Genomic DNA, 21341 nt, shown 5'->3' with positions numbered 1-21341 from the left:
CGTCAGTACCAGAACGATGGAGGACAGCAGCAATAACTGCAGGCGAAATTTGATGCCGTAGAGGTAGGCCATGAAGGTTCCTAAAAGATCGGCTCAATCCGCTCGACGTTGTCCCGCGTTACCATGACGGATTCCACTACGACGTGCTTCGGCACCTTTTCGCCGCGGCCGATGGCCAGTGCCACCTGTGCCGCCTCGACGGCGCAGGTGGGATAGGTAAAGCTGGCGCTCTGCTCGCCGCGGCGGATGGCCTCGCGCGCCTCGGCGATGTAATCGATACCGACGATGAGCAGCTTGGCTGGCTCTATCCCGGCCTTGCGCAGGGCGATGCGCGCCCCGGCGGCCATGCTGTCGCTCTGGGAGTAGATGGCGTCAAAGACCACACCCTGCCGGATCGCCTCCTCCACCGCGCGGATGGCGTCGGCGCGCAGGTAGTTACCCACCTTGGTGGCGCTGACCTGAACGCCGGGGTGATTCTTCAGCTCGGCAAGAAAGGCCTCGGTGCGGGCAATGGCGGTGGTCGCCGTAGGCACACCCTGCAGCATGAGTATCTTGCCCTTGCCCTTGAGCTGCGCTGCCATATAGCGGGCGGCACTGCGGGCGATGGCGGCATCGTCCGGCGCGATAAAGCTGGTGTAATCCTGCGATTCGATACGCCGCGTCAACAGCACCACCGGGGTGCCGGCACGATAGGCAGCGGACAATACCGGCGTCATGGCGCGGCCGTCGCGCGGGCTGGTGATGAGCACATCCACCTTGCGGTGCACCAGATCCTCGATGTCGCGGATCTGCCGCGCGGTCTCGCCGCGGCCATCAGTCACGGTAAGACTCACGTTCGGGTAGGCACTCAGGGCACTCTTCAGCCCTTCCGCCTGGGCGATACGCCAATCATTGGCCAGGGTATCCTGGGCAAACCCGATGGTCAGCGGGCGCGATTCCGCCAGGACCATGCCGGCCGCACATAACAGCAGTACGCCGACCACGCGGCTTATTCTTTTTGTCATGGCTCGCCCCTGCTTCATTTATTGCCAAAACCCACACTGGGCAGCACAGGTTATCACAACCTCCGGCGCCGACGGGTTACCATGACGGCCATGACCGCCACCCTCATCCCGCTGCCCCCCGCCGCCGACACCCTGGAGGTATTGGCGGGGCATCTGCTCGCCGATCACATCGGCCACCTGCCCCTGCTTGGCGAAGTGACCGTGCTGCTGCCCGATGCGGAGGCGGCGCCGCGCCTGCGCCGGCGGCTGCTGGAGGGCGCCGCCGCACACGGCCACGCTGCCCTGCTCGGCCCACGCATCCTCACCCTGGCAGAGTGGCTGGATGGCATGCCCCTGGCCCGCACCGTCATCAGCGACCACGGCCGCGAACTGATGCTGGTGGAGGCTTTGCGGGAACACCGCGCTCTGTTCGGCCACGGCAATCTGTGGTCCCTGGCCGACAGTCTGCTCGACCTGTTCGACGAACTGACCCTGAACCGCATCGGTCTGCCGCCCACCTTGGAGGAATTCCGCCGCCGCCTCATCGCCGGCTACGGCCCGGACAGCCGCGCCCTCGGCGCCCTCACCCTGGAGGCGAAGGTGGTCCACACCCTGTGGCAGGCCTGGCATGCCCAGATGGAGGCGCGCGATGTCATCGACCGCCCCAGCGCCCACCTGCTGCGCCTCGGCGCCAGCCTCGACAAGCGCGACGGACCACTCTACCTGGCCGGCTTCAGCCGCCTGAGCCGCGCCGAAACCGAGTGGTTGCGTACCCTGCGGGAGCGGGGCCGGGTACACCTGTTTCTGGCCGCCGACACGCCGCTGTGGACCGCGCTGCAAGGCGGGGACTATGCGACGGATATGACCCCCTACGCCACGCTGCTCGAACAGGCGCTGTATCCGCAGGCTGTGCCCCTGGCCGAACGCGCCCGCGCCTTTGCCGTGGCGCATCCCGTCTCGCCGGCGAGCGGGCGTCTTGCGTTGTACGCCGCCGACGGCGCGGAACAGGAGGCCCGTGCCGTGGAATTGCAGGTGCGGCGCTGGCTGCTGGAGGGCTGCGAGAGCGTGGCCATCGTCACCGAAAACCGCCGCCTGGCCCGCCGCGTGCGCGCCCTGCTGGAGCGAGCCGGCGTAGCCTTGCAGGATGCCGCCGGCTGGGCCCTGTCCACCACCAGCGCCGCCGCCACCCTGGAGCGCTGGCTGCAATGTGTGGAGGAAGATTTTCCCTACCAGGCCATGCTCGACCTGCTCAAATCCCCCTTCGTCTTCGCCGGCGAGGAGCGCGCGGCGCGCCTGAACGACGTCTATCGCCTGGAGCAAGGCGTGGTATTGCAGGGCAACATCGGCCGCGGCCTGGAGCGCTACCGCCACCAGCTGCGGGAGCGCCAGGGCCTGCTGCCGGCGGAGATGGCGCCGGAGCTGGAACGCGTTGCCGCCCTGCTCGACCACCTGGACCACGCCGTCAACCCGCTGCGCCTGCTCTCCGCGCGTCCACAACGTCCGGACCGCCTGTTCGGCGCCCTGCACGAAACCCTGCTCCGGCTCGGGCTGGCCGCCAGCTTTGCGGCGGATGCCGCCGGCGCGCGTCTGTTGCAGGAACTGGAGGCCATGGCCGCGGCCATCGAGGACGACACCCCACCGCTGGCCTGGAGCGAGTTCCGCGCCTGGCTCGGCCGCACCCTGGAACGCTACAACTTCCGCCCCCCGGTGAGCGGCGGCCGGGTGCAACTGATGGGCCTGGAACAAAGCCGCCTCGGCCGCTTCGACGCCATCGTCATCGCCGGCGCCGAGCGCGAATACCTGCCCGGCGCCGCCAGTCCCTCCCCCTTCTTCAATGAAGCGGTGCGGCGTGAGCTGGGGCTGCCCACCACCGAGGAAATGCGTCAGGATCGCCTGCACCTATTCCGCCGCCTGCTGGAGGCAGCGCCGCGTGTGCTGCTTACCCTGCGCCGCCAGCAGGATGGCGAAGACATCCTGCCCAGCCCCTGGGTGGAGGTTCTGCGTGCCTTCCACCGTCTCGCCTGGGATGACGAACTGACCGACCCGGTCCTGGCCGCCTGGCTGCACGACGCGGCCAGCGAGGTGTTCCGCTGCGATACCACCGCCCTGCCTCCCCCTGTGACCATGGCCCGACCGGCACTGCCCGCCGCCATGCTGCCCAAGACCGTATCCGCCAGTGCCTATCAGCAGCTCATCGATTGCCCCTATCAGTTCTTTGCCGCCCGCGGCCTTGGCCTGGCCGCACCTGAGGCGATCCGCGAGGCGCTGGAAAAGGCCGACTACGGCGAGCGTGTGCACCGTACGCTACAGGCCTTTCACCACGGCATCCGCGGCCTGCCCGGCCCCTTCGGCCGCGTCATCACCGCCGCCAACCGCGACGAGGCGGAAGCGCTGCTGCGCCGCATCGCCGAACAGGTGTTCGCCGACGATGTGGCCGGCAACCTGTTGCACCGCGGCTGGCTGTTGCGCTGGCAGGCGATCATCCCGGCCTATATCGATTGGGAACTGGAGCGGGAACAACAGGGCTGGCGCGTGGAACAGGCGGAAGCCACCCTGCGGCGCGAAGACTGGCTGCCGGGGCTGGCCTTGAAGGGACGCATCGATCGTCTCGACCACGGTCCTGAGGGACGCGGCATCGTCGATTACAAGACTGGCACGGTGCCGAAAACGGAAGACGTGGAACAGGGTGAGGCGGTGCAACTACCCTTCTACGCCATGCTCACCGACGAGACGCTGGCCCAGGTGGAATACGTGGCGCTCGATCAGCAAGACAAGAAAGTCACCGCCATGGCGACCCTGAGCGGCGAGACACTGGCCGCGCTGCGCGACGCCAACGCCAACCGCCTGCGCACGCTCTACACTGAGATGACCGCCGGCCGCCCGCTACCCGCCTGGGGCGACAGCCGGACATGCCAGCGGTGCGACATGGCCGGTGTGTGCCGGCGCGCCATGTGTGAGGACGTGGCCACACCATCGGTGTGAGGACACATGGCAGTTTTTGCGGCACAAAAAAATGAGGGCGGCCTTACGGCCGCCCTGGGTGTCCCTACTTGTGGCTCCCTGCCGCCTTCACTTCCTTGCGAAGGGTCTCCTGTGGTCCATGCATACTGCATCCTGCACCACGCACGGGCGTAATGCTAGCAGAGCACCCCACCCCGGCAAGCGCGATGCCGCTCACAGAATCACACATTGCCTTGCGCGCGTTGCACGAATATTTTTCAGCAACTGACGCCTGAACAATCACTTGCAGCGCCCCCGCTGGTTTACCGCTATACAGTGACCACGTCGCACCCGCGCGGCCACTGACACGGCTTTCAGAAAATTCCTACAAATAACGGAGCGCCAAACACGGCACGCCGACAGTGGTATGCTTTGCCCTCCATCACGCCTATGTCCGACGCATGACACACCACCCCAGCGATCCCGCCGTCAACGCCACCGTCATGGCCTCCGCCGGCACCGGCAAGACCTGGCTGCTGGTGACGCGCCTGGCACGCCTGCTGTTCGAGGGCGCTGCGCCGGACACCATCCTGGCCATCACCTTCACGCGCAAGGCGGCGGCGGAGATGCAGATGCGCCTGGCCGAGCGCCTGCTGCGGCTGGCGTCTCTGGACGCCGATGCGCTGGTCCATGAATTGCGCCAGATGCATGTCGAACCCACGACAGAGGCGCAGGCGCGCGCCCGCGCGCTGTACGAGGAACTGCTGCACGCGCCGCGCCCCCTGCGCACCACCACCTTCCACGCCTTCTGTCAGGAGATGTTGCGCCGCTTCCCGCTGGAAGCCGATGTGCCGCCCGGCTTTGAGCTGACCGAAAAGAATGGCGAGCTGCGCGCTGCCGCCTGGGAGGCACTGATCAGCGAGGCCACCACGGCCAGCGACGATCAGGTGGCACGTGACCTGGCGCTGCTGCTGGAGCTGTGCGGCGGCCAGAGCAATGTCACCGCCGCCCTGGACAGTTTTTTCGACCACCGCAGCGACTGGTGGGCCTACACCACCGGTCAGGCCGATGCCTGCGGCCATGCCCTGGGGCGGCTGCGGCAGCAGTTGCAGGTGGATCCCGACACCGACCCGCGCGCGGTTCTATTCACGCCGCACAACCTGGCCCAACTGGTCGAATTCCGCGACTTGCTGGCGCTGCACGTCACCAAGACCAACGAGGAGCACCTTGCCCTGTTTGCCGTCATCCTGGCGGACGACGCCGATATCGACCGGCGCCACGCCGCACTGACGACGGTATTCCTGACCCAAAAGGGTGATCCGCGTGTCCGCAAGGAAAGCAAGGTACAGGCGCAAAAGATGGGCATCACCGGCGAGACGCGCTTTCTCGAACTGCACGCTTTGATGTGCGCACAGCTGGCTCAGGTGCGCGATGCCCTTGCCGCCCAGCAGACGTTGCTCCTGCATGGCGCCTGGTATCGTGCCGGCACCCGCTTGCTGGAGCACTACCAACGTATCAAGGAAGAACAGCGCCTGCTCGACTTCACCGATCTGGAGTGGCGCGCCTATCGTCTGCTCACCGCCGCCGACAACGCCCATTGGGTGCAGTACAAGCTGGACCAACGCATCAACCATCTGCTGGTGGACGAGTTTCAGGACACCAACCCGACGCAGTGGCGCCTGCTGCTGCCGCTGTTGCAGGAGATGGCGGCGACCGCCCCCAGCGAACGCCAGCGCAGCGTGTTCCTGGTGGGCGACGGCAAGCAGTCCATCTATCGCTTCCGCCGCGCCGAACCGCGCCTATTTCACACCGCCCACCACTGGCTGCAGCAGCACCTGGACGCGGACGCCTATCCGCTGCACGTGTCCTACCGTTCGGCGCCGGCGGTCATGGAATGCGTCAACCGTGTCTTCGGCGCCGCCGGTCCGCTGGCCGGCGTGCTGGACGACTTTGCCGCCCACGACACCCATCACCAGGCCCTGTGGGGCCGCGTGGAACTGCTGCCGCTGATTGAAAGCGTGGCGGCGGACCCGTTGCCGCCGCGCGACACCCTGCGCAATCCGCTGACGGAACCGCGCCGCGTGCAGGAGGATGAACGCCATCTGCAGGAGGGCCGGCAGATCGCCGCCACCCTCACCGCCCTGATGGATGCCGGTACCCTGCTCGGCCCGCCGCAGGCGGCCCGCCCTCTGCGTTACGGCGATGTCATGCTGCTGGTGCGCAAGCGCAGTCACGTGCACGCCTATGAACAGGCGCTGCGCGAGGCCGGCATCCCCTATCTCGGCGCCGACCGCGGCACCCTGCTCGACAGCCTGGAAGTGGACGACATGGTGCGGCTGCTGGAGACGCTGATCGCCCCCTACAACAATCTCGCCCTGGCGCAGGTGCTGCGCTCGCCCCTGTTCGCCTGCAGCGACGATGAATTGATAGCCCTCGCCCAAGGCCAGCGCGGCGCCTGGTTCGAACGCCTGCAACATACCGATGCCGCCCCCGGCACGCCGCTGCGCCGGGCCGCCGACTGTCTGGGCCGTTGGCACGCCTTGGCCGGCGCCCTGCCGATCCACGATCTGCTCGACAAGGTCTACAGCGAAGGCAATGTCATCGCCCGCTACGAGGCGGCCTTCCCCGCGCACCTGCGCCCGCGCCTGCGCGCCAATCTCACCCGCTTCCTCGAACTGGCGCTGGAGATCGACCACGGCCGCTATCCCAGCCTCACCCGCTTCCTCGCTCGCCTGGGTGAGATGCGTGAACAGGATGAGGCGCCGGACGAGGCCCCCAGCGATGCCGCCACCGATCGCGTGCGGCTGATGACCATCCACGCCGCCAAGGGGCTGGAGGCGGGCGTGGTGTTTCTTGCCGACGCCGCCGCCACCGGCGGCAACGACCGCCCCTGGCATGCACAGGTGGGCTGGCCGGCGGAGGCCGAAGCGCCCGAGCATCTGTTGCTGGTGGGCAAGAAAGAGCAACTGGACGCCTTTACCCGCGCCCAGCTCGAGGAAGAGCAGGCCGCCGAGCGGCGCGAAGCGGCCAATCTGCTCTACGTGGCGCTGACCCGCGCCCGCCAGTTGCTGTATATCTCCGCTTGCCAGCCCAACAAGGGCGACAAGCTGGGCTGGTACGGCGACCTGCAACAGGTACTGGAAGAACCGATAATCTCCAATGCCATGCCGAGCCGCGCCGGTGTCACGCCCACAGCCGTTGCCGCCACCATGGTCACACCTCCGCCTGGGCTGCGCGAGGTACTGGATGTCACACCGCTGGCGCGGGAAATCGCTCCCAGCCGCAGCGTGCATGCCCGTGGCAACGACGGCGGCGACGAGGACGGCCGCCTGCGCGGCATCGCCATCCACCGCATGCTGGAATTGCTCAGTAACGGCAGTGCCGCCGCCGCGGTGCGCCATCAGGTGGCAACGGAACTGCAACGCCAGCCCGACGATGTCGAGCTGACCGTCTGGTGGCAGGAGGCGGCCGCCGTGCACAGTGCACCGCAGTTTCGTACCCTGTTCGATCCGGCCTGTTACCGCCAGGCCTGGAACGAAGTGCCCTTGCAGTACAGTGAGAAGGGCTGCGCCGTGTACGGCCTCATCGATCGCCTGGTGCTGCTGGACGACGAGGTGATCATCGTCGATTACAAGACGCACCGTCAGGCGGTAAATGGCCGTCTCGCCAGCCTCGCCGCCCCCTACGCATCCCAAATGGCCTACTATGCCGCAGGCGTGCGCCGGTTGTGGCCGGGCAAGCGGGTGCGCCCGCTGTTGCTGTTCACCGCCACCGGCGCCAGCATCGAGGCCGGTATTGAAATCGCATGATCACGCCATAGATAAGCAACCCGACGAACCCGGGCAGTCGAATAGGCCAATCAATCCATGAGCGACAACGCATACATCATCGACGTTACCACCGACAACTTCGCCAGCGTGGTGGAGCAATCCATGCAGGTGCCGGTACTGGTGGACTTCTGGGCCGCCTGGTGCCAGCCGTGCAAGGCATTGCTACCCATCGTGGAAAAGCTGGCGGCGGAATATCAGGGCCGGTTCCTGCTGGCCAAGGTGAACATCGACCAGCAACAGACGCTGGCCAATCAGTTCGCCGTGCGCAGCGTACCGACGGTCAAGCTGATCCGTGACGGCCGTATCGTCGACGAGTTCAGCGGCGCCCTGCCCGAATCCCAGGTACGCGCCTTCATCGACAAGCATATGGAACAACCGGCGGATCGCTATCTGGCCGCCGCCGAACAGGCCTGGGAAAATGGCGACGCCGCCCAGGCCGAGGCGATACTGCGCCAGGTGATGAGCGAGGTGCCGAATGATCACCGCGCCCAGTTGATGCTGGCGGAACTGCGCGCCGCCACCGGCAACACCGACGAGGCCACCCAGTTGCTTGCCGCCTTACCGACAGACCTCGCCCTGTCACCCCAGGCCGAGGCGCTGCGTGCCCGCCTTACCTTTGCCACGGCGGCTGCCGGCGCCCCCGAAATCGAAACATTGCAGCAGACGCTGGCCGCCAACCCCAAGGACAGCCAGGCCCGCCATCGACTCGCCGCGCGACTGGTGTTGGCGGGAGACTTCGAAGGCGCGCTGGAACAACTGCTGGAACTGGTGCGGCGTGATCGCGCCTACGGTGACGACGCCGGCCGCAAGGGCATGCTGCAGATATTCGACCTGCTCGGCGGACAGGGCGAACTGGTGAACCGCTACCGGCGCCTGATGTTCACAGCGATGCACTGACGCAAGACACAGACGCCGCCTTGCCGAAAAAGAAACGGGGCCATACGGCCCCGTTATTCATTTCTTCGCCAGACGCATGGCATCCAGTTCCTGCACCAGCCGCTGTGGCGGCAGGTAGCCCGGAACCACCGTGCCATCCTCCAGTATCAGGGTAGGCGTGGCGCTGACACCGAGCGACTGTCCCAGGGCGAGGTGTTCGGCCACCGGATTGTTGGCGCAGACGTTAATACTCACCTTCTCCTCATTCTTGGCCAGGTCCATCGCCTTGTTGCGACTGCTCGCGCACCACACCGACGCCACCTTGTCATAGGACGGCGAGGGAATGCCGGCACGGGGGAAGGCGAGATAGCGCACGGTGATGCCAAGATCGTTCATCTCCTTCATGCCGCTGTGCATCTTGCGGCAATAGGTGCAGTCGATATCGGTGAACACGGTAATGGTGTGCTTGGCCTTGCCCTTGGCGGGGTAGATGATCATCGACGCCTTGGCCGCATCCAGCGCGGCCAGCCGCGCCTTGCCGCGCCAGGCCTCGGTCAGATTGGTCTGCTGCTGCAGATCGAACATGTCGCCGCTGATCAGATGGCGGCCGTCGGCCGAGATGTAGAACAGGCGCGGACCATAGGCAATCTGATACAGCCCGGGGATGGGCGAAGGACCGATGGCATCCGGATTCTGGCCCGGCATCAGCCCATCGACGGCGGCGCGGATATTCGCCGTGGCGGCATCATCGGCATGCAGCGGCGCTGCAATGAGCAGCAGGGAAACAACAGCAACAAGAGCGGAACGCAACATTGACAATACCTTTGTGTAATCAATCACGAAAATTGGTGAATTGCAGCGGCATGTCCAGCTCGGCACCGCGCAACAGGGCTATGGCCTCCTGCAAGTCATCACGCTTCTTGCCGGTAACCCGTACCTGCTCGCCCTGCACGGCGGCCTGCACCTTCATCTTGCTGTCCTTGATGCGGCGAACGATCTCCTTGGCCAAGTCCTTGTCGATACCCTGGCGTACCTTGATGCGCTGACGGCAGCGCATGTTGGCGGTCTCGATGTCCTCTTCCTGCATGCACTTGATGTCGATGCCGCGCTTGGCCAGGCGCTGATAGAGGATTTCCTTCATCTGCTTGATCTGGAAATCGTTCTGCGCATGCAACACCAGGGCCTCGGACTCCTGTTCCACCTTCGCCTCTGAACCCTTGAAATCGAAGCGATTGTCCACTTCGCGGTTGGTCTGGTCCACGGCATTGGCCAGTTCGTGTTTATCGATTTCAGAGACTATATCGAAAGACGGCATGGGTTCCTCACTAGAGACAATGTACTTTGGCCACCCTATTGGGTAACCGGCATTTCTTCGGCAGCGCCTTCGAGCACCAGGCTGCGCACATCGATCCCGTAGGCGTTGGACTGCAGAATCCGTTTAATGTTCAAAGGCCAGCTGTCATCGGCATAGTGGGCAAGATTGAGCAGCTTGCGCACCGGATAGGGCTTCTTTTCCGTATCCAGCACCAGGGTAATGATGGGCCGCATGCGCTGCGCCAGGTTCATGGTCATCACTACACCCACCTCGCCGGTTTCCAGCTCGACGATGCTGCCGATGGGATAAATGCCCAGACACTTGATGAATGCTTCAATCAAATCGCGCACAAAGCTGTGCGGTGTCCATCCATACATCAGGTTCAGCGCCTCATGGGGAGAAATACCCATGTGATAGACACGATCCGAGGTAATGGCATCGTAGACATCCACCACTGAAACTATCATGGCAAACCGGCTGATCTCATCGCCCTTGAGGCCGCGCGGATAGCCGCTACCGTCCACCCGTTCGTGATGGGAGCGGATGATATCCAGTGCCTGCGGGCTGATATGCTGACTGTGCCTCAGCATGTCATAGCCATACTCAGCATGGCGTTTCAGTTCCGCCATCTCGTCATCGGTCAGCCGCTCTATCTTGTTCAGGATGGTCAGCGGCACCTTCATTTTGCCGATATCGTGCAACAGTGCGCCGTGACCAAGATCGCGCAACTCGTGCTCGGTCAAGCCCAGATGACGCCCGAACACCAGGCTCATGATGCAAACATTGAGACTGTGCTGAGAGGTGTATTCGTCCCGATGCTTGAGCATGGTAAGCCAGACCAGGGCGCTTTCATTGGTCATGATGGAATCGACCAGGGCATTGACCACCTTCTTGGCCTCGACCGGGTCCACCGCACGTCCCAGCCGCACATCTTCCAGCACTTGGGTAACGTATTCATGGGTGCGACCGTAGGTTTCGCGGGCCCGTTGCAGCACGGTGAGAAAGGCCGTCGTATCCTGCTTGCCACCAGGCTTGACATTACTCTCCCGGTTCACTCGCTGAGTGGTGAAACGCGGTGGCTGTACCGCCTGCGGCTCGTCATCCGCCGGCTGTTCGAGCAGGAGATAGTCATCCATACGACGCAGCAGCCGCATGTCCGGCTCCCAACCTATGGACTGGGTCACGTCGACAAACACATGCTGGCAACACTCGCGCAATTGGGCGATCTGTTCTTCACTGGTAATGGGGAAGCCCTGGAACAGGAACGGCGTCCCCAGCCACGGCCGGTCCAGCTCGGCCACATACATGCCCGGCTTCAAGTCGCTGACGTAGACCTTGATGCGCTCAATTTCCTGCACTTTCCGGCTCCTGCTGCCCTGCCTGAGTTCTTTCCATCATAGCGCAATCACCCACGCGGATGATGCTGCGCATGCAGTGCCTTCAGCCGCTCGCGCGCCACATGGGTGTAGATCTGCGTGGTGGACAGGCTGCTGTGTCCCAGCAGCATCTGCACCACGCGCAGATCGGCGCCATGGTTGAGCAGGTGGGTGGCGAAGGCATGGCGCAGGGTATGGGGCGACAGGTGAGAGGTGATCCCCGCCTGGCGGGCATAGCGCTTGATCAGATACCAGAAGGCCTGCCGCGTCATGGCCTCGCCGCGCCGGGTGGGAAACAGCGCAGCGCTCGCCTGTCCCTGCACCAGTAGCGGCCGCGCCTCCGCCAGATAGCGTTCCAGCCAGCTCACTGCCTCCTCGCCCAGCGGCACCAGGCGCTCCTTGCTGCCCTTGCCCAGGATCCGCACCACGCCCTGCTGCAGGCTGACCCGGTACATCTCCAGGCTCACCAACTCCGACACACGCAGGCCGCTGGCATACAGCACCTCCAGCATGGCGCGGTCGCGCAAGCCCAGGGGATCTTCGATATTCGGTGCCGCCAGCAGCGCCTCCACCTCCGCCTCGGTCAGCGCCTTGGGCAGGCCACGCCCCAGCTTGGGGCTGTCGATGCGCGCGCTGGGGTCCTCTGTGAGCAACTGCTCACGCACCAAATAGCGGTAGAGACGGCGCAAGCTGGAGAGCAGACGGGCGGTGGTGCGCGGCTGGGCGCCGGCGGCAACCCGGCTGTGCAGATAGCTCAGCAAATCCTGCCGTGTCGCGGCCTCCAGCGTGCCGAGCCCCTGCTGCTCCAGCCAGCGCGCCGCCCCCTGCAAGTCACGCCGGTAGGCGGCCAGGGTGTGGTCGCTGAGGCCGCGCTCCATCCACAGCGCATCGAGAAAACGCTCCAGCAAAGGGCTGGACAAGGTCTCAGCCTGCGGCTTCATGCTCGAGCAGCCAGTTCTTCAGCCGTAGCGGTTCGCCGTCGACAGCGCCCATGTAGCCCCCCAGACCGTGGGCAGCCACCACGCGGTGGCAAGGGATGAGCAAGGGTATGGGGTTGGCGCGGCAGGCCGCAGCGACCGCACGGGCGCTGCTGCCAAGGCGTTGCGCCAGCACCCCGTAGCTGCACGGCCGGCCCGCAGGAAGCGCCAGCAACGCCTGCCATACCCGTTGCTGGAACGGCGTGCCCTGCGGGGCGAGGACCACGCTTGGCGGCGTATGGGCGGCGGAAAAATAGCGTTGCACGTCGGCTGCGGCCTGGCGCGCGCAGTCATCTTGCGGCGAGTGTAGCGGCGTAGTGGCAGGCAGAAATTCCGCTTCACTCACAGCATCGCCTGTACAGCGGATACCAAAGCGCCACGCCGGCAGCGGCGTGGCGATCACCGCCGACCACACCGAAGTCATTGCGGCCGGACCAGCAGCAATTGCTGCAAATCGCGGCGCAGTACCGCCCGACGCCCGGGGTCGTCGGTGGTACGCAGCAGTTCCTCATACAGGGTGCGGGCGTCGGCCACCACACCGGCCTTGGCCAGCGCCTGGGCGGCCTGGTAGCGCGCCGTCTGGCCCCAGGGGTCCAGCGACTGCGGCAACGGCACCATGGCGGAGCGCAGATACAGGGCGGCGGCCTCCAATGGGCGCGACTGCGCCAGACGGGAATCCGCCATCCAGTACCACAACTCGCGCTGCAACTGCATATCGGCAACCTGGCCCTGCAAAGACTCCAGCAGGCGATAGGCCGCCTCGTGCTCCCCCACGGTCTGCAGGTCGAACAGCACCTGGATCAGGCGATCCAGCTCCGGCCGCGACAGACGGGCACTCTGCCCGATCATCTCGCGCAACACACCCTCCGCCTGGAGATAATCCCCTCCCAACAGCAGCACCCGTGCCTGACGCAGCCGCCACATCACCCGGTCGGCCCCGGGCGGCGGCTGATCCAGACCGGCCATCAGGCGCGCCGCCAGCGGCAAATCACCGGCCGCGATCACCGGATCGAGCAAGGTGCGCCGCACCCCTTCCGGGATACTTGCCACCTCGGCATAACGCGCAGCCACCAGATATAGCTGATGCACCACCTCAGCCCCGCCTTCCTGCTGCAGCAGGTTTTCCACCAGAGAGGCATGGGCCTGCTGGCGTACCGCCTCGCTGGCGCCATGCAGGGCCAGCAGGGCATTGATGGAACGTACACGAATGGGATACATGCGGCCGGCCGCCTGCGCCTTGGCCAGCCAGGCGGCATCGTCACCGATCAGCAACTGCTCACGATTGCCCACCTGCCGGGCATAGGCCAGGTAGGCCTCCCACAGGGCGTCAGGGGTCAGCGCAAACAATTCGCCATCGAGGGGATACTGGCGGATGCGGGAAAACACCTGTTCCAGGGCGATGGCCTGTGCGGCGGGGTCTGCGGCGGCAGCAGCAGCTTCTGCGACCACGGCCTCGGCCTGCTGGCGCACCTGCGGTGTCAGCCCCTTCTCCTGCAGCAGCTCCCGTACCTCGCGCAGCACGCGACGCGGCTCCCATTGCCCGCTGCGCAGGCGCGCCAGCAACAACAGGGGGCGGGCCTCGCCGGAATTCAGACCGTGCAGCGCCTCCACCGCGTCCGCCGCACGCCCCTGCCCCAACAACACCTGGGCACTGAGCAGGGCATCCTCCGGTCCGCCGCGGCCGTAGTCATGGCGGTAGCGCAACATGGCGGCATAGGCGTCGTCACCGCGCCGGTCGGCGCGGTAGCTCTGAATCACCAGGCGCCGCCAGGCGGTCAACTCGATATCACTGCCGGTGCCACTCCACAGCAACTGGCGCAGGACGCTGCGGGCACGTTCCACCGCCCGCAGTTCGATAAGGGCGCGGGCACGCCAGGTCTGTGCCCAGCGGAAAAAATCGGCGGGGACATCGGCGGGAAGTTGGCCGATACGATCGTGCAGAGCCTGCCAATCCCCCCCCGCCGCGAGCAATTGCACACGGTGATGCTCCCAGGCCATCCAACCGGCGGCATCCTCCTGCCAGGCCGGTTGTTCCTGCTCCAGCAGCGCCAGCGCCAACCGCGGCGCACCGCCAGCGGAGAGCGCCTCCAATTGCGCGAGGGTGACCGCCGTCGCCGGCGTCGCCGTCAGTAACAGCCACCAGGCCCAAAGCAAAAAGCGGATGCCACCGCGAGGGTGGCATCCGCTTTTATTCTGCACAGTCATGGTACCTATTGCTGTCCCGATCCGCGCCCGGCGGCAGGACCGGTACGACTTACAGCTTCTCTTTGATACGAGCCGACTTGCCGGTGCGGCCGCGCAGGTAGTACAGCTTGGCACGGCTGACGTCACCACGGCGCTTCACTTCGATGGAAGCGATGGCCGGGCTGTAGGTCTGGAACACGCGCTCCACGCCCTCGCCATGGGACAGTTTGCGCACGGTGAAGGCCGAGTTCAGGCCGCGATTGCGCTTGGCAATCACCACACCCTCGAACATCTGCAGACGCTCGCGGTCACCTTCCTTTACCTTTACCTGCACCACGACGGTATCGCCAGCGCCGAATTCCGGCACCTCGCGGTTCATCTGTTCGGCTTCAAGTTGTTCGATGATGTTGCTCATGACACGTTCTCCGGAAATATCCGCCGCATTATACACATAGAATCAATTTTGTTCATGCCCGCCGATGAAATCAGTGAGCAATTTCTGCTGTTCCTTGCTCAGCTCCAGCCGTTCCAGCAAATCGGGCCGCCGCAACCAGGTCCGTCCCAGTGCCTGCTGCATGCGCCAGCGCGCGATGGCGGCATGATCACCCGACAGCAGCACCGCCGGCACCTCCCGTCCCTCCCATACCTCGGGCCGGGTGTAGTGCGGACAATCGAGCAGCCCGCCGGCGAAGGAGTCCTGCGCGGCGGAGGCCTCGTGGCCCAGCACACCGGGCAGCAGGCGCGCCACCGCATCCACCAGCACCATCGCCGCCAGCTCGCCGCCGGACAAGACGTAGTCGCCGATGGACCACTCCTCATCCACTTCCGCCTCGATGAAGCGTTCGTCGATGCCTTCGTAGCGCCCGGCCACCAGCAGCAAACGCCGCCGCCGTGCCAGTTGCTCCACCCCGGCCTGATCCAGCGGCCGCCCCTGGGGCGACAGGTAGACCACGTGGGCCGGCTCCGGGTCTGCCATCCGCGCCGCCTGCACCGCCTCGGTGAGCGGCTGCGCCAGCATCACCATGCCGGGACCACCGCCATAAGGGCGGTCATCCACCGTGCGGTGATTGTCGTAGGTGAAATCTCGCGGATTCCACAACGCCAACTGCAAAATCTGCCGTTTTACCGCCCGCCCGGTCACGCCGTACCCGGTCAAGGCATCGAACATCGGCGGGAACAGCGTGACGACGTCGATGCGCATCAGAAGTCGGGGTCCCAGTCGACCCGCAACAGGCCGCTGCCCAGGTCCACCTCGCGGATCACCTGATCCACATAGGGCAGCAGGCGCTCGCGTTCGCCGCGCACCACCACCACATCGTTGGCGCCCGTCTCCAGCAGGTGGTCCACCACCCCCAGTTCGACACCGTCCAGCGTTACCACCTTCAGGCCGATCAAGTCGGCCCAGTAAATCTCATCCCCAGCCGCCCGCGGCAACTGGCTGCGCTCGATGGCGATGTCGCAGCCGATCAGCGTCGCCGCCGCATCGCGGTCGTCGCAGCCTTCCAGCTGCGCCACGATGCCCTTGCCGTGGACACGGCCGCCCACCGGCTTCATCGGCATCCATTGGCCGTCACGCAATACCTGCCAGGGGGTATAGCGAAGGATATTGTCCAAGGGCTGGGTGTGGGAGAATACCTTCACCCAGCCGCGCACGCCGAACAGGCCGGCGATGCGGCCCACGACGATACGCTTATCCTGCCCCGACTCAACCATCAGCGCACAGGCCGAGCGGCCCTCCGTCGATGGCGCAGTGGAATCAGGCGCTCTGCTTCAGCAGGCTGGCGACGCGCTCGGATGCCTGAGCACCCTTCGACAGCCAGTAATCGACGCGCTCACGGTTGATGCGCACCGATTCTTCGTTGGCGGCAGCGATGGGATTGAAGAAACCCAGGCGTTCGATGAAGCGACCGTCACGACGGTTGCGGCTGTCGGTAACAACGATGTTGTAGAAGGGGCGCTTCTTGGCGCCGCCACGTGCCATGCGGATAGTGACCATTGTGTAAAAAATCCTCGTGTACACAAACAAACGGGGCCGCTGACTTCAGCGGCCCACGGCGGAAAGCCGCATATTCTATGTCAGAGAAGGAAAAAAGAGAACAGGCATGAGGCAAATGGCGGACAACGGGCGGAGAGCGCCCCGCTGCCGCACTCGCAATATATCTTATTGATTCAGAAAGGCATTCCAGGCGGCATGCGGCCCTTGAGGGCACGCATCATCTTGGCCATGCCGCCACCGGACATCTTTTTCATCATCTTCTGCATCTGATCGAACTGCTTGAGCAGGCGGTTGACATCCTGCACCTGGGTGCCGGAACCGTCGGCGATGCGGCGCTTGCGCGAGCCCTTGATGAGGTCCGGGTGCTTGCGCTCCTGCGGGGTCATGGAATTGATGATCGCCTCAAGACGCTTGAACTCCTTGTCGTTGACCTGATTTTTAACCGCCGAGGGCAGATTGGAGACACCGGGCAACTTGTCCAGCAGGCTGGCCACGCCACCCATGCTCTGCATCTGGCGCAGCTGGTCACGGAAGTCGGCTAGGTCGAAGCCCTTGCCCTTGCTGATCTTCTTGGCCAGTTTCTCCGCCTCGGCACGGTCCACCTTGGCCTGTACCTCTTCCACCAGGGACAGTACGTCACCCATACCCAGGATGCGCGAGGCGATGCGTTCGGGGTGGAACGGTTCCAGGGCGGAGCTCTTCTCGCCCACGCCGAGAAACTTGATGGGCTTGCCGGTGATCTGGCGCACCGACAGGGCGGCACCGCCGCGGGCGTCACCATCAGTCTTGGTCAGCACCACGCCGGTGAGCGGCAGGGCATCGCCAAAGGCCTTGGCAGTGTTGGCGGCATCCTGGCCGGTCATGCTGTCGACCACGAACAGGGTTTCCGCCGGCTCCAATGCGCCGTGCAGACGCTGGATCTCCGCCATCATGTCGGCGTCGATGTGCAGACGGCCGGCGGTATCGACGATGACCACATCGAGATAGTGTTTGCGGGCGTAGTCCACGGCGCCCCGGCCGATGGTCACCGGATCCTGGCTGGTCTCGCTGGGGAAGAACTCGACGCCGACCTCACCGGCCAGGGTCTGCAACTGCTGGATGGCGGCCGGACGGTAGATGTCGGCGCTGACCACCAGCACCTTCTTGCCCTGGCTCTCTTTCAGCCAGCGCGCCAGCTTGCCCACGGTGGTGGTCTTGCCGGAGCCCTGCAGGCCGGCCATCAGCACCACGGCAGGCGGACGCACATTGAGGTCGAGGCCAGCGTGGGCCGCTCCCATCAGCCGTACCAGTTCGTCGTGAACGATCTTCACCAGCACCTGGCCGGGGGTGAGGCTGGACATCACCTCCTGGCCGACGGCGCGCGCGCGCACCTGCTCGATGAAGTCGCGCACCACCGGCAGGGCGACATCCGCCTCCAGCAGCGCCATGCGCACTTCGCGCAGGGTGTCCTTGATATTGTCTTCGGTGAGGCGACCGGCGCCGCGCAGGGTACGCAGCGTTCGTGTCAGCCGTTCGCTGAGGCTGTCAAACATGTACGGGGTCCACAGTGACGGCGGGGCAAACCCGCCGGGGGTCAGAAGTGGCGGGGATTATAGCGTGAAGCGCTCGCCACCGGTGAGATGGTCGACGTCATAGCCGGCGAGCAGGGTGCGGGCCTCCTGAAAAATCTTCTCCTCCGCCCCCGGCTTGGCATGGGTCAGCCAGATGCGTGGGCGGTGGTGCAGTTTGCCGAGGTCCTCGGCCAGCATCTCCGGCGAATAGTGCCGTGCCGCGCGACACAGTTCCCGTTCGGCGTTAGGGAAAGCGGCCTCCACAACCAGCAGATCCAGCCGGGGACCGGCATTGAGCGCGGCCCAGAAAGTATCGTTGGTCGTCGTGTCGCCGCTGAAGGCGAAGACGCCGCTCGGTGTGGCAATGCGGTAACCCACCGTGGGCACGATGTGCCTCACCGGAATCATCTCAAACTGGCGCTCACCCAGAGTCACCACCTCGCCCGGCTCCAGTGTCTCGAAACGCAGCACCGGGCGTTCCGGGTGCGGCAGACGGGTGAAGTCCGGCCAGATCACCCCGTTGAAAACATGCGCCTGCAGGGCGCGGATGGTATCGGGCAGGGCGTGTATGAGTATCGGCGCGTCAACCCGGTCGAATACCGAATCAACCACCAGCGGGATGGCGAGTATGTGGTCGAGATGGGAATGGGTCAGAAAGATGTGCTTGATGTGCGCCATCTCATCCAGCGTCAGATCACCCACGCCGCTGCCCGCATCCAGCAGGACGTCGTGGTCTATCAGGAAAGAGGTGGTCCGGAGCCCTGCCCCGATGCCACCACTGCACCCCAATACCCGAATATCCATACCCAATCTCCCACACCCTGTCCTGCGGCGGACTCCCTGTACACGCCTGCTACCACGGCACATCGCCATGATTCGGCTGCTTTTGTAGCACGATACGAGGTATTTGCACACTGCCGCCCATCAGGGAATAAGGCAAGTCCGGCGGATGCCCCAGCCGCGATGGGCAATCCGTCACACCGGCCGCCCGCGCTGCGCTTCAACGCCGCCGCCAGTTATGCGATGATGCCCGCCTGACGACGCCCAACACCATGACTATCGCGCTTACCTTCCTCACCGTTGCTCTCTATTTCGTGGCCACCATGCTGCTGCTGCGGCGCCTGGCGTTGGGGGCGACGGCCAGTGAGCGTTCCCGCATGCCGGCCCTGCTGGTGGGACTGGTCGCTGTCGCCCTCCATGGCATCCTGGTCTACCAGGCCATCTTCCTGCCGGAAGGGCTGGACCTGGAATTCTTTTACGTCGTCTCGCTCATCGCCTGGCTGGTGGCCCTGCTGTTGCTGCTCGCCGCCCTGACCCAGCCGATAGAGAATCTGGGTGGCGTGGTGCTGCCCCTGAGCGCGCTGGCGCTGGTATTGCAAACCGTATGGCCGGCCTCCCCCAACCTGGTGGCGCAGACCGGCGTCGAAATGCAGGCACACATCCTGCTGTCCATCCTCGCCTACAGCCTGCTGGCCCTGGCCGCAGTACAGGCCATGCTGCTGGCCGTTCAGGATCGCCACCTGCGCAACCGCCATCCGGGGGGATTCATCCGCGCCCTGCCGCCGCTGGAAACCATGGAGCGCATGCTGTTCCACATGATCGGTCTGGGCTTTCTCCTGCTCAGCCTGTCGCTGCTATCCGGCTTCCTCTACCTGGAAAACATGTTCGCCCAGCATCTGGTGCACAAGACCGTGCTGTCGGTCATCGCCTGGCTGGTCTTCGCCATCCTGCTGTGGGGACGCTGGCGTTTCGGCTGGCGCGGGCGCAAGGCCATCTTCTGGACGCTGGCCGGCTTCGTACTGCTGATGACCGCCTACCTGGGCAGCAAGCTGGTGATGGAGCTGATCCTCCAGCGTTAACCTGCCAGGGTTGACAACACCCCACGCAACCCTTTGTAATCAAAATACTTTAATAACCATGGGGTTTACCCTTTCTTGATCGACGACATACCTACCGGCCTGTTGGTCGGCGCCTTGATCATTCTCATCCTCCTCTCCGCCTTCTTCTCCGGCTCGGAAACCGGTCTGTTCAGCCTGAATCGCTACCGGCTGCGCCACCTGGCGAAGAAGATGCGCCAGCCCGGCGCCACGCGCGCCTACGATCTGCTGCAACGACCGGACCGCCTCATCGGCCTGATCCTGCTGGGCAACAATTTCGTCAATATCCTCGCCTCGGCCACCGCCACCCTGCTCGGCCTGAAACTGTACGGTGAGGCCGGTATCGCCATCGCCACCGGCGCGCTTACGTTTCTGATCCTGATCTTCGCCGAGGTGGCGCCGAAAACGGTTGCCGCCCTGCATCCCGAACGCATCGCCTTTCCCGCCGCCTTCGTCCTCAAACCGCTGCTCAAGGTGTTGTATCCGCTGGTGTGGGCAGTGAATACCGTTGCCAACGGACTGCTGCGGGTGTTCGGCATCTCCACCGCCGACGCGCCCAAGCTGCACCTCTCCAGCGATGAATTGCGCACCGTGGTACATGAAGCCGGCAGCATGATCCCGCAACGTCACCAGCAGATGCTGCTGTCCATCCTCGATCTGGAAAAGGTCACGGTGGAAGACATCATGATCCCGCGCAACGAAATCTTCGGCATCGATCTGGAAGATGACTGGGCCGACATCGTGCAGCAGCTCAGCAGCAGCCAGCACACCCGCGTGCCGGTATTCAAGGGCGGCATCGACAACGTGCTGGGCATCGTGCACCTGCGCAACGTACTGGCCGTGCACAAGCACGGTGAGCTGACGCGCGATGCCTTCATGAAGGTGATCCGCGATCCCTACTTCATCCCCGAGGGCACCGCGCTCAACACCCAGCTGCTCAATTTCCAGCAGCAGCGCCGCCGCATCGCCCTGGTGGTGGATGAATATGGCGACATCCAGGGGTTGGTCACGCTGGACGATATCCTGGAGGAGATCGTCGGCGAGTTCACCACCGACCCGGCCACCCTGAGCAAGGACATCCACCCGCAGGAGGATGGCACCTACCTGGTGGAAGGCAGCGCCAACATCCGCGACCTCAATCGACTGATGCAGTGGAACCTGCCCACCGATGGGCCGAAGACCCTGAACGGCATGATCATCGAATATCTGGAAACCATCCCCGAGGCCGGCACCAGCCTGCTGCTTGCCGGTTATCCGCTGGAAATCGTGCAGACCACGGCCAGTGCGGTAAAAACCGTACGCATCGACCCCAATTTCCGCGCAAAAGGCACGGTGGAGACGGCAGACCAAGGGTAGCAAGGCGCCGATACATGGCGCAGGCGGCAGTACCCTAACCAGACGGGCATGGCTATACTAGCCAGCAAGAATAACTAGCGG

The 21341-nt window shown here is 64.8% G+C and carries 18 protein-coding genes; 5 read left to right on the top strand and 13 right to left on the bottom strand.

The window, feature by feature from the left end; genetic code table 11:
- Window positions 1–80: 80 nt before the first annotated feature.
- On the bottom strand, window positions 81–1004 hold the full coding sequence (locus tag ACMV8A_RS13890; RefSeq protein WP_495326474.1) for a substrate-binding domain-containing protein: 924 nt from the start codon (window positions 1002–1004) through the stop codon (window positions 81–83).
- Between the two features lie 81 nt (window positions 1005–1085).
- On the opposite strand from ACMV8A_RS13890, the gene ACMV8A_RS13885 reads away from it, so the two are divergent.
- The 3 genes from ACMV8A_RS13885 (at window position 1086) to trxA (ending at window position 8650) form a co-directional block, all read left to right on the top strand.
- Window positions 1086–3965 carry a PD-(D/E)XK nuclease family protein gene (locus ACMV8A_RS13885; RefSeq protein WP_495326473.1) on the top strand — a complete coding sequence of 960 codons (2880 nt, stop codon included), beginning with the start codon at window positions 1086–1088 and terminating at the stop codon, window positions 3963–3965.
- A gap of 419 nt (window positions 3966–4384) precedes the next feature.
- Complete coding sequence (locus tag ACMV8A_RS13880) at window positions 4385–7732, top strand: UvrD-helicase domain-containing protein (protein ID WP_495326472.1); 3348 nt, start codon at window positions 4385–4387, stop codon at window positions 7730–7732.
- A 57-nt stretch (window positions 7733–7789) separates the two neighbouring features.
- A complete protein-coding gene (gene trxA / locus ACMV8A_RS13875; RefSeq protein WP_495326471.1) occupies window positions 7790–8650 on the top strand; it encodes a thioredoxin in 861 nt (286 codons plus the stop codon).
- Between the two features lie 57 nt (window positions 8651–8707).
- Here the strand turns inward: trxA and ACMV8A_RS13870 are convergent, their stop codons facing one another.
- The 12 genes from ACMV8A_RS13870 to ACMV8A_RS13815 form a co-directional block, all read right to left on the bottom strand.
- Window positions 8708–9442, bottom strand: coding sequence for a thioredoxin fold domain-containing protein (locus tag ACMV8A_RS13870; protein WP_495326470.1), 735 nt, complete (start codon window positions 9440–9442; stop codon window positions 8708–8710).
- Window positions 9443–9461: 19 nt separating this feature from the next.
- On the bottom strand, window positions 9462–9944 hold the full coding sequence (locus tag ACMV8A_RS13865) for a YajQ family cyclic di-GMP-binding protein (protein WP_495326469.1): 483 nt from the start codon (window positions 9942–9944) through the stop codon (window positions 9462–9464).
- A gap of 35 nt (window positions 9945–9979) precedes the next feature.
- A complete protein-coding gene (locus tag ACMV8A_RS13860) occupies window positions 9980–11302 on the bottom strand; it encodes a cyclic di-GMP phosphodiesterase (protein WP_495326468.1) in 1323 nt (440 codons plus the stop codon).
- Window positions 11303–11349: 47 nt separating this feature from the next.
- Window positions 11350–12261, bottom strand: a complete 912-nt coding sequence (gene xerD, locus ACMV8A_RS13855; protein ID WP_495326467.1) for a site-specific tyrosine recombinase XerD — start codon at window positions 12259–12261, stop codon at window positions 11350–11352.
- On the bottom strand, window positions 12245–12721 hold the full coding sequence (locus tag ACMV8A_RS13850) for a methylated-DNA--[protein]-cysteine S-methyltransferase (RefSeq protein WP_495326466.1): 477 nt from the start codon (window positions 12719–12721) through the stop codon (window positions 12245–12247). The genes xerD and ACMV8A_RS13850 overlap by 17 nt, the downstream gene beginning before the upstream one ends.
- A complete protein-coding gene (locus tag ACMV8A_RS13845) occupies window positions 12718–14502 on the bottom strand; it encodes a hypothetical protein (RefSeq protein ID WP_495326465.1) in 1785 nt (594 codons plus the stop codon). Before ACMV8A_RS13845 ends, ACMV8A_RS13850 begins: the two co-directional genes overlap by 4 nt.
- A gap of 49 nt (window positions 14503–14551) precedes the next feature.
- Entirely contained in the window at window positions 14552–14896 is a 345-nt protein-coding gene (gene rplS, locus ACMV8A_RS13840; RefSeq protein WP_495326464.1) for a 50S ribosomal protein L19, read from the bottom strand.
- 42 nt (window positions 14897–14938) lie between these two features.
- A complete protein-coding gene (gene trmD, locus ACMV8A_RS13835; RefSeq protein ID WP_495326463.1) occupies window positions 14939–15682 on the bottom strand; it encodes a tRNA (guanosine(37)-N1)-methyltransferase TrmD in 744 nt (247 codons plus the stop codon).
- The gene (rimM, locus tag ACMV8A_RS13830) at window positions 15682–16194 is read right to left on the bottom strand and encodes a ribosome maturation factor RimM (protein WP_495326462.1); all 513 of its coding nucleotides are present in this window, start codon (window positions 16192–16194) and stop codon (window positions 15682–15684) included. The genes trmD and rimM overlap by 1 nt, the downstream gene beginning before the upstream one ends.
- Window positions 16195–16237: 43 nt before the next feature.
- Complete coding sequence (rpsP, locus tag ACMV8A_RS13825; protein ID WP_495326461.1) at window positions 16238–16477, bottom strand: 30S ribosomal protein S16; 240 nt, start codon at window positions 16475–16477, stop codon at window positions 16238–16240.
- A gap of 173 nt (window positions 16478–16650) precedes the next feature.
- Complete coding sequence (gene ffh, locus ACMV8A_RS13820; RefSeq protein ID WP_495326460.1) at window positions 16651–18009, bottom strand: signal recognition particle protein; 1359 nt, start codon at window positions 18007–18009, stop codon at window positions 16651–16653.
- 57 nt (window positions 18010–18066) lie between these two features.
- Complete coding sequence (locus tag ACMV8A_RS13815; protein ID WP_495326459.1) at window positions 18067–18837, bottom strand: MBL fold metallo-hydrolase; 771 nt, start codon at window positions 18835–18837, stop codon at window positions 18067–18069.
- Window positions 18838–19079: 242 nt separating this feature from the next.
- Between ACMV8A_RS13815 and ACMV8A_RS13810 the strand changes: the two genes are divergently transcribed.
- Window positions 19080–19886, top strand: coding sequence for a cytochrome C assembly family protein (locus ACMV8A_RS13810; protein WP_495326458.1), 807 nt, complete (start codon window positions 19080–19082; stop codon window positions 19884–19886).
- Between the two features lie 78 nt (window positions 19887–19964).
- Entirely contained in the window at window positions 19965–21260 is a 1296-nt protein-coding gene (locus ACMV8A_RS13805; RefSeq protein ID WP_495326476.1) for an HlyC/CorC family transporter, read from the top strand.
- The last annotated feature ends 81 nt before the right edge of the window (window positions 21261–21341 follow it).

The sequence above is a fragment of the Sulfurivermis sp. genome, from assembly GCF_059410345.1.
The sequence above is the reverse complement of the archived record's forward strand: the minus strand, read 5'-3'. Positions and strand labels throughout refer to the sequence as shown.

Coding starts and splice junctions, on each gene's coding strand:
- ACMV8A_RS13885 (WP_495326473.1), top strand. CDS start 1,086: ATGACGGCCATGACCGCCACCCTCATCCCGCTGCCCCCCGCCGCCGAC.
- rpsP (WP_495326461.1), bottom strand. CDS start 16,477: ATGGTCACTATCCGCATGGCACGTGGCGGCGCCAAGAAGCGCCCCTTC.
- ffh (WP_495326460.1), bottom strand. CDS start 18,009: ATGTTTGACAGCCTCAGCGAACGGCTGACACGAACGCTGCGTACCCTG.
- ACMV8A_RS13865 (WP_495326469.1), bottom strand. CDS start 9,944: ATGCCGTCTTTCGATATAGTCTCTGAAATCGATAAACACGAACTGGCC.
- trxA (WP_495326471.1), top strand. CDS start 7,790: ATGAGCGACAACGCATACATCATCGACGTTACCACCGACAACTTCGCC.
- ACMV8A_RS13870 (WP_495326470.1), bottom strand. CDS start 9,442: ATGTTGCGTTCCGCTCTTGTTGCTGTTGTTTCCCTGCTGCTCATTGCA.
- trmD (WP_495326463.1), bottom strand. CDS start 15,682: ATGCGCATCGACGTCGTCACGCTGTTCCCGCCGATGTTCGATGCCTTG.
- ACMV8A_RS13850 (WP_495326466.1), bottom strand. CDS start 12,721: ATGACTTCGGTGTGGTCGGCGGTGATCGCCACGCCGCTGCCGGCGTGG.
- ACMV8A_RS13810 (WP_495326458.1), top strand. CDS start 19,080: ATGACTATCGCGCTTACCTTCCTCACCGTTGCTCTCTATTTCGTGGCC.
- ACMV8A_RS13880 (WP_495326472.1), top strand. CDS start 4,385: ATGACACACCACCCCAGCGATCCCGCCGTCAACGCCACCGTCATGGCC.
- rimM (WP_495326462.1), bottom strand. CDS start 16,194: ATGGTTGAGTCGGGGCAGGATAAGCGTATCGTCGTGGGCCGCATCGCC.
- ACMV8A_RS13845 (WP_495326465.1), bottom strand. CDS start 14,502: ATGACTGTGCAGAATAAAAGCGGATGCCACCCTCGCGGTGGCATCCGC.
- rplS (WP_495326464.1), bottom strand. CDS start 14,896: ATGAGCAACATCATCGAACAACTTGAAGCCGAACAGATGAACCGCGAG.
- xerD (WP_495326467.1), bottom strand. CDS start 12,261: ATGAAGCCGCAGGCTGAGACCTTGTCCAGCCCTTTGCTGGAGCGTTTT.
- ACMV8A_RS13890 (WP_495326474.1), bottom strand. CDS start 1,004: ATGACAAAAAGAATAAGCCGCGTGGTCGGCGTACTGCTGTTATGTGCG.